At 35.5% G+C, this 13,803-nt stretch carries 9 protein-coding genes; 8 read left to right on the forward strand and 1 reads right to left on the reverse strand.

The genetic code is table 11. The features are described 5' to 3' along the window. The first annotated feature begins 96 nt into the window (after positions 1–96). From CWS01_RS01090 to addA, 8 genes are all read left to right on the forward strand, one after another. Positions 97–1,041, forward strand: coding sequence for an LCP family protein (locus CWS01_RS01090; protein WP_101175193.1), 945 nt, complete (start codon positions 97–99; stop codon positions 1,039–1,041). Positions 1,042–1,279: 238 nt separating this feature from the next. Then, entirely contained in the window at positions 1,280–1,897 is a 618-nt protein-coding gene (locus CWS01_RS01095) for a TVP38/TMEM64 family protein (RefSeq protein ID WP_101175194.1), read from the forward strand. 42 nt (positions 1,898–1,939) lie between these two features. Continuing rightward, positions 1,940–2,494 carry a signal peptidase I gene (gene lepB / locus CWS01_RS01100; protein ID WP_101175195.1) on the forward strand — a complete coding sequence of 185 codons (555 nt, stop codon included), beginning with the start codon at positions 1,940–1,942 and terminating at the stop codon, positions 2,492–2,494. 124 nt (positions 2,495–2,618) lie between these two features. Then, entirely contained in the window at positions 2,619–3,440 is an 822-nt protein-coding gene (locus CWS01_RS01105) for an STAS domain-containing protein (protein ID WP_101175196.1), read from the forward strand. Between the two features lie 157 nt (positions 3,441–3,597). Further along, complete coding sequence (gene addB / locus CWS01_RS01110) at positions 3,598–7,083, forward strand: helicase-exonuclease AddAB subunit AddB (protein WP_101175197.1); 3,486 nt, start codon at positions 3,598–3,600, stop codon at positions 7,081–7,083. Next, entirely contained in the window at positions 7,080–8,351 is a 1,272-nt protein-coding gene (locus tag CWS01_RS01115; RefSeq protein ID WP_101175198.1) for a UvrD-helicase domain-containing protein, read from the forward strand. The genes addB and CWS01_RS01115 overlap by 4 nt, the downstream gene beginning before the upstream one ends. 701 nt (positions 8,352–9,052) lie before the next feature. Beyond that, on the forward strand, positions 9,053–10,918 hold the full coding sequence (gene ltrA, locus CWS01_RS01120; protein ID WP_328588882.1) for a group II intron reverse transcriptase/maturase: 1,866 nt from the start codon (positions 9,053–9,055) through the stop codon (positions 10,916–10,918). Positions 10,919–10,943: 25 nt separating this feature from the next. Continuing rightward, positions 10,944–13,520 (forward strand): helicase-exonuclease AddAB subunit AddA, encoded by a 2,577-nt coding sequence (gene addA, locus CWS01_RS01125; RefSeq protein WP_328588883.1) that lies wholly within the window; start codon positions 10,944–10,946, stop codon positions 13,518–13,520. 60 nt (positions 13,521–13,580) lie between these two features. On the opposite strand, the gene CWS01_RS01130 is transcribed toward addA, so the two are convergent. Next, the gene (locus CWS01_RS01130) at positions 13,581–13,799 is read right to left on the reverse strand and encodes a spore germination protein (protein ID WP_101175200.1); all 219 of its coding nucleotides are present in this window, start codon (positions 13,797–13,799) and stop codon (positions 13,581–13,583) included. Positions 13,800–13,803: the final 4 nt, after the last annotated feature.

Below are 13,803 nucleotides of genomic sequence, written 5' to 3' on the forward strand. Positions count from 1 at the left end.
TCTCAGGGCTGCGATCAGTGGGGTAAGTGGAAAATCTCACTGATTGAAATTTTACTTTATTAGCTGAAAATAGCATGGAAAGGAAACCTTACTGGGATGGAGAGAACAGATTATCAAAAGAAAAGAAAAAAACGAAGAAAGCTTAGAAAGGGCAGAGTATTTTTAGTATTTCTTCTAATGGTATTGATAGTAGGGGCAGCTTATATTTATTTTCAATATAAGCAAGGAGTAAAGCAGTCGGAAGAAAAAGGAGCCATTAACAAGGTTAAGTATGAATTTAATGGGAAAGAGGATGCAACTGGGGGAACCAATGTCTTATTGTTAGGAAGTGATGCCCGAAAAGAGGATGATAAATTTCGGACAGATACAATTATGATTGCTCAATACCATCCAGATACAGGTACCTATAAGATTATTTCCTTAATGCGTGATATGTACGTTGATATACCTGGAAATGGACAAGGTCGCATAAACTCTGCTTTTACGATAGGAGGGCCTGAATTATTAAGACAAACGATTAAAGAGAATTTTGATATAGACTTACAATACTATGCAATCGTTAATTTTGAAGGGTTTGAGGCACTTATTGATGAGGCGTTTCCAGATGGTGTGGAAATGGATGTTGAAAAGAAAATGTCTACAAATATTGGGGTAACGTTAGAGCCAGGATTGCAACATTTAAATGGGAAACAATTGCTTGGATATGTTCGTTTCCGCCATGATGCCATTTCTGATTTTGGAAGGGTAGAAAGGCAGCAAAAAACACTAAAAGCATTGGCCTCCCAAATTTCCAGTGTACAAACTGTTACGAAATTACCTAAGCTTGCTGGGGTAATGATTCCATATATAAATACCAGTATGGATACTGGAGATATCATTTATATAGGAAAAGAACTTATTACAAATAAAGACGTGGAAATAGAATCTATGAGAGTTCCTGTTGATGGCAGTTACCAGGATATGAGGGTAAATGGAGCGGCTGTTTTAAGTGTGGATCTTGAGCAGAATAAACAAGAAATAGCAGAGTTCTTAGCAAATTAAGAAAAATCTTTGTTAAGGAATATCTGGAGAAAATGCTGTGTTTATGTCTTTTAGCAAGCGTTAGAAAGGCTGATTAAATAAGCAAAAATAAAAATGGGTGATTTAGTCATTTTTATAGAAATAGAGCATTTTCTGAATTATTGCAAGTTGAAGTTAAGCAGTTATTGTTTGATGAAAAAAATGAAAAGAATTGATAAATAAAAATGATTCTTTAAAAGGTAGCAAGGGGTTTTTATTAATGGATATAGAGACAATTAAAGCGTGGTTCACTATGGAGAATATCATGCAAATAATTGATAGCTACCGTTCTTTTGGTCCGCTGCCAGGCATCCTTTTACCTTTGCTGGAATCATTTCTTCCATTTTTGCCATTGTTTTTATTTATAATGGCAAATGTAAATGCATTCGGTTTTTGGTTAGGATTCCTTTTTTCATGGATCGGCACCTGTGGTGGAGCGCTGCTTGTTTTTTTATTGGTAAGAAAATATGGACAAAAAAGATTATTAAGTTTTATTAGAAATCATCGGAAGGTGCAAAGGCTGATGATTTGGATAGAAAATCATGGATTTGGACCATTGTTTATCCTTTTATGTTTTCCTTTTACACCGTCTGCACTAGTAAATATTGTGGCAGGATTATCGAGAATTTCAATTGGACAGTATATGCTTGCTGTTTTAATTGGAAAGCTGGTAATGATTATTACAATTAGCTTTATTGGGTATGATTTAAAGTCAATGATTATGCAGCCGATGAGAACCATTCCTATAGCAATTGCTATATTTATTCTGTGGTATGTAGGAAAAAGGATAGAAGAGAAGATGAATCATACGGAAGAAAAAGAAAGAGGAAATGCATAGTGTGTTTTTGAGCTTTAAAACTGGTCTGGAGGGAGAAAGCAGTTGAAGGAAACGTTCAAGAGAGAAGGCAGGGAATGGCTCAAGGCTTTTGCTATTGGGATTATCATTTTTATTATTATTCGTGCTTTTTTCTTCTCCAATTATGAAGTAGATGGTGAATCAATGATGCCCACCTTAGAAAATGGAAATAAGTTGGTTGTAAATAAAATCGGGTACAAGATAAGTAATCTAAAGCATTTTGATGTGATTGTATTCCATGCGAATGAAGAAGATGACTATGTGAAAAGAGTAATCGGACTCCCAGGGGATAAAGTAGAATACAAAGATGATCATTTGTATATCAATGGAAAAAAATACGAGGAGTCTTTTTTAGATAGTTATCGAAGCCAAGTTGCAGCAGGCCGCTTGACTGGTGACTTTACTTTAGAAGAAATTACAGGCAAAAAAACGGTACCGGATGACTCGCTGTTTGTATTAGGGGATAATCGTTTAGGAAGCTGGGACAGCAGGCATTTTGGATTTATATCAATTGATCAAGTAGTTGGGAAAGTAAGTTTGAGATATTGGCCGCTGAATGAATTTCAAATGGACTTTTAGAAATATCCATTATTAAGTGGTTATAGTAATTAGACTAGTTATATTTTAAATGAATTTAACTGGTTTTTTTTATAGAAGTCCGTGTTTGCCAAAAAAGAAATAGGTAAATAAAGGTGTGGGGATTATGAATGAGATGAGTGAATTCTCAAAATTTATAAATGAACATGCAGAAATTCTAGCTGTTGAAATAGTGGAGAATGTTCTTAAGGGGATTAATTTAGCAATTCCAGCTTGGGAGAAAGAACAGGCAGTGTCCATGTATTTTGATTTTTTGGGTTTTTTTGGAAAGTCGCTCATAAATCAAAATAGAGAGAGTGTTCCAGATGGTTTAATGGAGTGGAGCAAAAAAAATGCAGAGCAAGTAGCTTTAGAAGGACAAATTTCAGAAATTGCGATGCGTTATCCGATAACACGAGAAGTAATAACAGATATTATAACAAGGATTAGTATTGAGAAGGGATTATCTGTTAAAGAAAATGCGTATATTATTAAACGCCTTAATGCTATGTTGGATATTAGCTTAATGGAGACTATTTATGCATTCGAAAGGATTACAGATGCTCATAAAGAAGAAATGCAAAAAGAATTGGCGAAGTCGTCCGCTCCTCTTGTGCCTGTCAGCAATGGGGTGGTTGTTCTTCCTATCATCGGAATAATAGATTCTTTTCGAGTAAATTATATTACGGAGCATGTTATTCCGAAGGTAGCTGCATTAAATATTGAGAAAGTGATTATAGATTTTTCAGGTGTTTATATCATTACTGAAGAAAATTCTCGGTATTTTCATGAGATTGGCGAAATGCTCCGTTTAATGGGAATTGAAGTTTTTATTACTGGATTACGTCCAGAATTAGTTCAAGTAGTCATAAAAGGCGCTATCAATAATATTACTAGAAATAATAGTTTTTCAAATGTTCAACAGGCATTAAAAAGCATTCAAAAATAAAAAGAAGCTGTCATTTTAGTCAGCTTCTTTTTATTTTGCTGGCAAGAGCATTTTACCAAAAGTTCTCAGCCTGCTAAATGTCCGTTCACTTTATGGAACAGGTGTTTGTATGATATGATGAAGCAAGATTATTTTAGAATGGGAAGGAGCGGTTAATATGGCAGTACGTCTATTAGCTGGGCGAACTGGAAGTGGGAAAACTGCCCAATGTATAGAAGAAATTCAGAACAAATTGCTAGAAGATCCTCAGGGTAATCCAATTGTTTATTTAGTGCCAGAACAAATGACCTTTTTATCCGATCAGCGTTTAGTGACTGCTGAAGGCATTGATGGCATGTTCCGTGCTCAAGTCTACAGCTTTACAAGACTTGCATGGAGAATTTTACAAGAAACAGGTGGCATTAGCCGCTATCATATTGATAGTGTCGGCATTAATATGTTGATTAGAAAAATCATTGAAGACAATAAAGAAGAATTGATGTTATTTCAAAAAGTTGTAGAGAAAAATGGTTTTATTAGCCAAGTAGAACAGCTTATTACTGAATTCAGAAGATATTGTGTGACAAAAGAAGAGTTGGAATCAAAACAGCAGGATATTTCTGCTGCAAGTGATTCCAAAGCCTTAGAAGATAAGCTTCATGATTTACAGCTTATTTATGCAAAATTTGAGGAAAATATGATTGGAAAATATATAGATGGAGAGGATTACTTTCGCCTTTTGGCAAATAGTATATCGACATCGAGCTATTTGCAGCAGGCGGAAATATATATAGATGGATTCTACAGTTTTACTCCTCAGGAATATTTGATCATCCAGCAATTAATGAACGTATGTAAAAATGTCACGATTACTTTTACATTAGATAAAATTTATAAATATGATTTGCCGAATGAATTGGATTTATTCCGAATGACTGGGGAAGCTTGTCAAACCATTTATTCGATGGCAGAGCAGTCGGGTCTTGAGATTGCAGAAAGAGTGATTAGAAGGCAAAAGGGCAGCAGTGAAGCATCTTTGGAACACTTAGAAGCCCAATTTTCTAGCAGACCTCAATCTCCCTACAAGGGGAAAAGTGCTGTGCATTTTGCAGAAAGTGTCAACAAAAGAGCGGAAATAGAAGGCATCGCAAGAGAAATCTTAAAACTTATTAGACAAAAAAATTACCGTTATCGAGATTTTAGTTTGCTTGCCCGAAATATAACAGAGTATCAACATATCATTGAAACGATTTTTGCAGATTATCAGATTCCTTTTTTTATTGATCAGAAAAGAACAATGAATTTTCATCCGTTGATTGAGCTAATTCGTTCGTCTTTAGAGATTTTTGAGACAAATTGGAGATATGAACCAGTGTTTCGCACCATTAAAACAGAGCTGTTATTTCCATTGCATGAAACAACAACCAGTTTGCGAGAAAAAGTAGATAAATTAGAGAACTATTGTTTAGCTTATGGAATAAAAGGAAAGAAATGGACAAAAAAAGAGAGGTGGAAATATAAAAGAATTTATGGCCTTGAAATGGAACAAGGGATACAAACAGATAATGAACAGAGAGTGGAACAAGAGCTAAATGAATTGCGTTTTGCGTTATCTGATCTATTGCTTCGTTTTGCAGGGCGCTTAAAGCGAGGGAAAACGGTTCGCGCTAAGTGTGAAGCTTTGTATTTATTTTTAGAAGAATTAGAAGTGCCAAAGAAATTAGAGTTATGGAAGACAGAATTAGAGAAAAAAGGGGAGCTTGTAAAAGCGGAAGAGCATGATCAGGCATGGAATAGTGTTGTTGATTTGCTTGATCAATATGTTGAAATTCTTGGCGATGAAGAGTTATCGAATAAACAGTTTGCAAAAGTTCTTGATGCAGGACTTGATACACTGCGTTTTTCCCTTGTGCCTCCAGCGATTGATCAAGTATTAATTGCAGATTTAGAAAAATCCCGTCTTGATAATATTAAAGCAGCATTCGTAATTGGCTTAAATGAAGGAGTTTTCCCCTCAAAGTTTGCGGATGAAGGGATATTTGCAGACAGTGATAGGGAAAGTCTCATCCAAAATGGCATGAAGATTGCTCCTACAAGCAAAACAAGATTATTGGATGAAGAGTTTTTAGCTTATAAGGCATTTACTACGCCAGCCGATTATTTATATATAACATATCCGTTAGCAAACGATGAAGGAAAATCGCTCCTTCCATCCGTTTATATAAAAAGATTAAGAGATTTATTTCCAGATGCCAAGACGTCTTATTATATGGCAGATCCCAAAGAATTATCAGAATCTGGGCAACTAGAATATGCCGTTTCATGGAAAACAAGCTTGTCTTATTTAACCGGCCAGCTGCAATTTAAAAAGCGCAATTATGCGATTTATGACTTTTGGTGGGATGTTTATAATGCCTACATGGATAATTGGGACTGGAAGGAAACAGCAACAAAGGTGTTTTCTAGTCTTAACTATCAAAATGGAACAAATAATTTGACAGAACGGACAACTTTGGATTTATATGGAAATGATATCGCGGCAAGTGTATCACGTATGGAATTATTTCAGTCATGCCCATTTTCGCATTTTGCCAATCATGGTTTACGCTTAAAGGAGCGCCCAGTTTTTCGCTTAGAGGCACCGGCTATTGGCGACTTATTTCACGCTGCCTTAAAGATTATTGCAGAAACGGTTATGCAAGATAATCTATTGTGGTCTGATTTAACAAGAGAGCAATGTGAAAAGCTGGCAAGAGACGCGGTAGACATATTAGCTCCAAAACTGCAAAATGAAATATTATTAAGCACGAATCGCCATCATTATATAAAAAGAAAGTTAGAACAAATTATCAGCAGAGCTTCTTATATATTAAGCGAACATGCCAAAATCAGCGGTTTTTCTCCTGTTGATTTAGAATTGGAATTTGGTCCAAAGGGAAAAATTCCGTCACTTACTTTTGGATTGAAAAATGGCAGGAAGATGGATTTAGTTGGCCGGATTGACCGTGTAGACAAAGGCGAAGTCGACAATGAAATGTTTTTGAGAGTAATTGATTATAAATCGAGCGCCCATGAATTGAATATGAATGAAGTGTATTACGGGCTATCGCTGCAAATGCTGACCTATCTGGATTTAATTATTACCAATAGTTCTTTGCTTGTAGATAAAGAAGCGCATCCAGCAGGGGTGCTTTATTTCCATGTTCACAATCCGATGCTTGCGAGCAAAAAAATCTTAACATTAGAAGAAATAGAAGAAGAGTTGCTAAAGAAATTTAAAATGAATGGTTTAATGCTAGGGGAAGAAAAAGTAATCAACTTAATGGATGTCACGTTAGAAAAAGGGGATTCAGCAATTGTTCCTGCAGGTTTGAAAACAGATGGAACATTAACAAAACGGTCTAAAGTTGCGACGAAAGAAGAGTTTCGCTATTTGCAGCGATTTGTCCGCAATAAGTACGTAGAAATTGGAAATAGCATTACGGAAGGAAATGTCGATATAGCACCATATCGATTAAAGGAAAAGACCCCATGTACTTTTTGTGCATTTAAATCTGTATGTCAATTTGATGAGACACTAGAGACAAATCAGTTTCGTCCTTTAGTATCTTACTCTAAAGAAGAAGCACTTGAGCTGATAAAAAGGGAGGCAGAGAAAATATGAGACAAACCAACATTCCTCAAAAGCCAAGTGATGTCACATGGACAGATGATCAATGGAAAGCAATCATGGCAAATGGCCAGGATATTTTAGTTGCTGCTGCTGCTGGATCTGGAAAAACGGCTGTTCTAGTAGAAAGAATGATTCAAAAAATTGTAGCAGATGCTCCTATTAATGTGGACGAACTGTTAGTTGTTACCTTCACTAACGCATCAGCCGCTGAAATGAAACATCGAATTGGTGAAGTATTGGAAAAACAATTGAATGCAAATCCAACTTCCCAGCATTTAAGAAAGCAATTAGCTTTATTAAATAAAGCACATATTTCAACCATCCATTCTTTTTGTTTGGAGGTTATTCGAAGGTTTTATTATTTGATTGATCTTGATCCTGGCTTTCGAATTGCCGATGACACGGAAGCGCAGCTGCTTCGTGATGAATGTTTAGAAATATTATTTGAAGAAGAATATGGAAAAGCCGAGAATAATACTTTTTTTGATCTTGTTGATGCTTTTACAAACGATAGAAGTGACGATGCTTTGCAGAAAATTATTCAAGAAGTGTATGACTTTTCTAGAGCAAATCCATCACCAAATGCTTACCTTTTTTCCGTTATTAACATGTATGAATTAGAAGAGGACAGCAAGATTGAGGAATTGCCTTTTGCTAAAGACTTATTATTTGATGTTGCGCTTCATTTGGACGGAGCAAAAAAGCTTTTGGAATATGGAAAGAAATTAACACAGCGTTCAGGTGGACCGGTCCCACGAGAGGCTAATTTTAATGATGATTTAGCTTTCGTGGAAGTGCTTATTCAAGCAAAAAATGATGGATGGCAAACATTGTATGAAGCAATGCAGTCTTTAAAATTTACGCGAGCTAAACCTTGCAAAGGTGATCAATATCTTCCAGAATTAGTGGAAGAAGCACAGCGAGTAAGAGAAAAAGCTAAAAAAATTCTGCAAGAAATGCAAAGTGAATTATTTTCTAGAATGCCGCAAAGTTTTTTAAGAGATATGAAAGAGATGAGGCCATATGTCGAAACGCTTGTTGGACTTGTCCAGAAATTTTCACAGTTGTATCAGGCAGCAAAAGCAGAGAAAGGGTTAGTGGATTTTGCTGACTTGGAGCATTTTTGTTTAGAAATATTAAATGATCCAGAAGCAGCTGCAGAAAATGCAATAAGACCTTCTAGTGCTGCTGAAGTTTATCGGGATCAATTTAAGGAATTATTAATAGATGAGTATCAAGATGGTGTGACACGTTGCTAATTGAAAAGATTAGCCACTAGCGCATTTTGCTAGGAGAACTAAGAAACCAGATGAGTCGAATGAGGAGGTAACGCTCTGAAAGGCTCGACCTAATACTCCGAATAGCTTCATTTTGTGCAATCAAAATGTGGTTATAAGCTCGGTGAAGTCAGTTGAATATCACCCTAATTATAGGAAAGCGAAGTGGAGGCATTTTGTGTGATAGATAGACTGGGGTTCTACAAAAATACACACGGTTAGAATTTGGAGAAAAAATTCCCTAATGACAAAATTCCGAATGTACGGCTCTAGAGGTATAGGTACTCGAAAGGGTATTCCAACTTATTGTTGGGTTAGTGAGGTGGAGTAAAATTCGTCTTTATGAAACACCTTATGATGTTATAGGCATCATCCAGCTAACAGGGCTAAAGGAATGACCTAAATGTATTATATGTACAGATATGATTTCTTGGAACGTGGGAAGCTGACTACTTGGAGAGATTGCACTCGATGAAAAGGTATAAGGGAAAACTTAACTGTATAACCTTATTTTAAGTCAGTGAAAGTGATGGCATAGTACCTGCGAAGCCGTGATAATAAGCGGTGGAGGGATAGCCATTAGTCAATTGTATGAATAACTAAAACATTACTTTATATTATCAGGTTCTCGTATGACTAAAAGAAATGCAAACACCAAATGAATTTCAAAAGTGGTGAGAGTATTGACTGATACAGCAAACAAAAAAGTTTTAAAACGCCAGTCTTTACGAAACAATGAGTATTACGGTATGCAACAAACCTTCGATCAGCTTTACAAAGAAAGTCAAAGCAACAAAAAATTTAAAAATCTCTACGAACTTATAGTGAATAGAGAAAACATTCTACTAGCATATAGAAACATCAAGAAAAATAAAGGCTCTTTCACCAAAGGCATAAACGAATCAACAATCATCACAATAGGTGAAAAAGAACCCGAAAAACTCGTTAATTATGTTAGAAAAAGATTAGAAAATTTTACTCCACATAAAATAAGAAGAAAAGAAATACCAAAAGCCAATGGCGGAATCAGACCGTTGGGAATACCGACAATTGAAGACCGCATTATACAACAATGTATAAAACAAGTCCTAGAACCAATATGCGAAGCAAAGTTCCATCATCACAGTTATGGCTTTAGACCGAACAGAGGAACGCTACACGCATATTCAAGGGCAGTAACGTTGGCGAATATTAACAAACTGCACTATGTGGTTGATATAGACATCAAAGGCTTCTTCGATAATGTCAATCATGGAAAACTTCTAAAACAAATGTGGAATCTAGGAATTCAAGATAAAAGAGTAATCTCCATAATTAGCAAACTGTTGAAAGCCGAAATAGTCGGTATAGGAAAATCTGACAAGGGTACTCCTCAAGGAGGTATTCTAACACCACTACTATCAAACATAGTTCTCAATGAACTTGATTGGTGGATTAGCGATCAATGGGAAACTTTCAAAACAAGGAAAAATTATGAGAGAGAACGTATCATAAGTGGTAAAAGAAGGCTGGATAGGTCTGTAAAATATAAGACTTTAAAAAGAGCCACAAAATTAAAAGAGATGTTTATTGTTAGATATGCAGATGATTTTAAGATCTTTTGTAGAGACCACAAAAGCGCCTTTAAGATTTTCGAAGGAGTTAAAAAGTGGTTAAAGGAAAGATTGCATCTCGATATTAGTAAGGAAAAATCGAAGGTAATAAATTTAAGAAAGAACTTTTCTGAATTTCTTGGTTTTAAAATGAAAGTGACGAGGAACAAGAAAAAGCATACCGTAAAATCATTCATGACTGACAAAGCGAAAAGAAATGCAACACAAAAAATCAAAGAAAACATCAAAAGAATCAAGAAAAATACCAGCGCTCGAGAAGTGTCCAAAATTAATGCAACAATCTTAGGGCTTCAAAACTTCTATCAGCAAGCAACAATGGTAACAAAAGATTTTAGTGAAATTGCATTTTCAGTCAAACGAAACCTATATAACAGCTTAAAAGATGTGTCATCCGAAAATGGGGAACTTAGCAAGTATTACAAAACTCACTACAAAGATTATTTACGCAAGAAAAAGACATTTGTAGCAAAGGTCGCAATATTCCCTATTGACGGTGTTAAACACAAGAACCCGAAGAACTTTACTCAAGAAATAAACAACTACACAATTGAAGGTAGAAGTCTTATTCATAAAACACAAAAGTCAGTTTCAGAAGGAATCATAAGGTATCTTATGAAAAATCCCGTAATCAATCAAAGTATGGAGTACAACGATAACCGTATATCAAAATATATTGCTCAAAAAGGGATATGTTTCGTAACAGGAGAACCGCTCCTTCTGAATAATATGGAATTACATCATAAGAAACCCAAGTCATTAGGTGGAAATGATGAATATAATAACCTAGTTTTTATAACTAAATCCATACACAAACTGATACACGCAACAAGAGAAGAAACAATTGAAAACTATCTTCAAATGATAAAAGTAACAAAAGAATGTAAAGACAAGGTGAACAAACTTCGAGTTATGGCTGGAAATAAAGTATTAGTTTAAAGATTCACAATTGATGGAACGCCGTATGAGGGGAAACTCTCACGTACGGTGTGAATGGGGGGAAAAGCCGGAGATCATCTCAAAGGCTTACCTATCCATATTGAATTTAGTGCAAGAGTCGATTCTTCAGCTTGTCACGGCAGATGATGAGGTCAATGGAAATTTATTTATGGTGGGCGATGTGAAACAATCCATATATCGATTTCGGCTGGCAGAGCCTAATCTATTTTTATCTAAATATCTTCGTTTTCAGACAAGAGAAGATTCTGGCTATAAAATAGATTTGGCGAGAAACTTTAGAAGCCGCAAAGAAGTGCTTTATGGAACAAATTTTATATTTAAACAAATTATGGGTGTAATGGTCGGCGAAATTGAATATGACGAAAGTGCAGAATTAGTAAAAGGTGCATCCTATCCAGAAGAAACCTCTTATCCTATCGATCTTATTCTTGTTAATCAAAAAACAGCAGAAAAAGAAGAGGGAGACAAATCAGAAGGTGAAAATGAAGAATATGATGCAAAAGATTTGGAACAATCTGTGCTTGAAGCTAAAGTAATTGCTAAACAAGTGACAGAGCTATTAGAGAATCATCATGAAGTCTATGACCCGAAAACTAAAAGCTATCGTCCAATTCGATATAAAGATATGGTTATACTTCTTCGTTCTATGACGTGGGCACCGCAAATTATGGAGGAACTAAAGCAATTTAATATTCCTACTTATGCAAACCTTACAACAGGATATTTTGAATCGACAGAAGTAAATATTATGATGTCTTTATTAAAAGTGATCGATAATCCATATCAAGATATCCCTCTTGCTTCTATTATGCGTTCTCCGATTATGGGGCTAAATGAAGAGGAACTTAGCAGAATTAGAATTGCAAATAAACAAGGGTCTTTTTATGATGCAGTACAAGCATTTCTATATGAAAAGGCAAATCGGGAAGAAGCATTGTATGATAAAATAAGACCATTTTTTGATATGCTGCAAAATTGGCGAACACAAGCAAGACAGGGGGAAGTGTCTGCGCTTATATGGAAATTATATCGTGATACTCATTTTTATGATTTTGTTGGTGGATTGCCAGGAGGAAATCAGCGCCAGGCAAATTTGCGTGCACTATATGATCGAGCAAGACAGTATGAGGCCACTTCTTTTCGGGGGCTATTCCGCTTCTTGCGATTTATTGAAAGAATGCGCGACAGAGGAAATGATCTTGGTGCAGCACGTGCGTTAACAGAACAAGAAGATGTTATTCGGATTATGACTATACACAGCAGTAAAGGACTTGAATTTCCAGTTGTATTTTTAGCTGGCATTGGCAGAAACTTTAATACAATGGATTTAAAAAAATCTTTTTTGCTAGATAAAGATTTAGGCTTTGCAACAAAGTATATTCATGTGAAAAATCGCATCTCTTATCCAGCGCTTGCTCAAATAGCATTTAAGAAAAAGAAAAAAATGGAGATGCTTGCAGAAGAAATGCGAGTATTATATGTGGCGTTGACTCGAGCAAAGGAAAAATTAATACTAGTAGGATCGATTAAAGATATTGAGAAGTCCAAAGAAAAATGGGGACAAATGACGAGTCATAATAATTGGCTATTAGATGAATTTGACAGAGCTTCTGCCAATTCTTATTTGGATTGGATTGGTCCAGCATTAGTTAGGCATCAAGAAAATATTTCTCTTCATTCAGAAAACTTTTATAGTTTCCCGATGATAGGAGAACACCCATCATCATGGAATATCCATATTCTTTCGAAAGAAGAAGTGCTAGAGTTTCAGAATGAACAGGAAGAGGAAGATAATCAATGGCTTAACAAGGTAACAACAGGAAAAAAAATCGATAAAGAATCCCCATTTAAAAAACAACTGCAGGAAGTTTTCGCTTGGAAGTATTCTTATTTGGACAGTACGGTTTCTCGTTCAAAACAATCGGTTTCTGAGTTGAAACGACAAGGAGAAAAACAGGATGAGGAAGGAGGAAAAGAGCTTTTAAAGAAAGAAAGCAAACCATTATGGAATCGTCCACGCTTTATGCAGGAAAAGAAATTGACCCCTGCTGAAAGGGGAACGGCTATGCATATGGTGATGCAGCATATCAACTTAGAAGAAACGATTACAGCAAAGTATATAGAACGTCTAGTAGAAGAAATGATCACAAAAGAATTACTGACAAAAGAGCAGGGAGAAGTGATTGAGGTCTCTGCTATTGTCTCCTTTTTCGAATCTGAAATTGGGCAAAGGATGTTAAATGCTGATAAATTAGTAAGAGAAATTCCTTTTAATATTGCCTATCCTGCAAGTAAAGTATATGAAAATTGGTCTGGAAGTGATGAATCAATCCTTGTTCAAGGAATTATTGACGTATATTTTGAAGACGAGAAGGGATCGGTTCTGCTTGATTATAAAACAGATACAATTACAGGCAAATATAAAGGCGGCTTTATAGAGGCAAAACCAGAATTATTTAAAAGATATAAACAGCAAATAGATCTATATACAGATGCATTAGAAAAAATCCTTAAACGAAAAATCGACGAAAAATACTTATTTTTCTTAGATGGCGGCAATCCTTTGAAAATGGATAGTTGATCAAAAACTGTTTGATTAAATAAAAATCGCCCACTTCAACTTAAGAGGGCGATTTTTTATTTAGTTATTCGCTAAATTTGGCTGGTCGAGAAGACTAGTGTCTATATAATTACTTGCATTAATACCGTTATTTGTAATAATAAAAGCTCCCGTATTGGAAGTTCCCGAACCTAATGTTGCTTTTGAATTGCCCTTTGGGGAAATAAATAGTGAATCTCCAAACTGAACAATACCTTCTCCTACATTGACAATTTGAACAGGACCTACTATTGCTGGCAAAATG

It is taken from the genome of Niallia nealsonii (genome assembly GCF_002835805.1).
GTDB lineage: Bacteria > Bacillota > Bacilli > Bacillales > Cytobacillaceae > Niallia > Niallia nealsonii.

Coding starts and splice junctions, on each gene's coding strand:
- CWS01_RS01095 (WP_101175194.1), top strand. CDS start 1,280: ATGGATATAGAGACAATTAAAGCGTGGTTCACTATGGAGAATATCATG.
- addB (WP_101175197.1), top strand. CDS start 3,598: ATGGCAGTACGTCTATTAGCTGGGCGAACTGGAAGTGGGAAAACTGCC.
- CWS01_RS01105 (WP_101175196.1), top strand. CDS start 2,619: ATGAATGAGATGAGTGAATTCTCAAAATTTATAAATGAACATGCAGAA.
- CWS01_RS01115 (WP_101175198.1), top strand. CDS start 7,080: ATGAGACAAACCAACATTCCTCAAAAGCCAAGTGATGTCACATGGACA.
- CWS01_RS01090 (WP_101175193.1), top strand. CDS start 97: ATGGAGAGAACAGATTATCAAAAGAAAAGAAAAAAACGAAGAAAGCTT.
- addA (WP_328588883.1), top strand. CDS start 10,944: ATGAGGGGAAACTCTCACGTACGGTGTGAATGGGGGGAAAAGCCGGAG.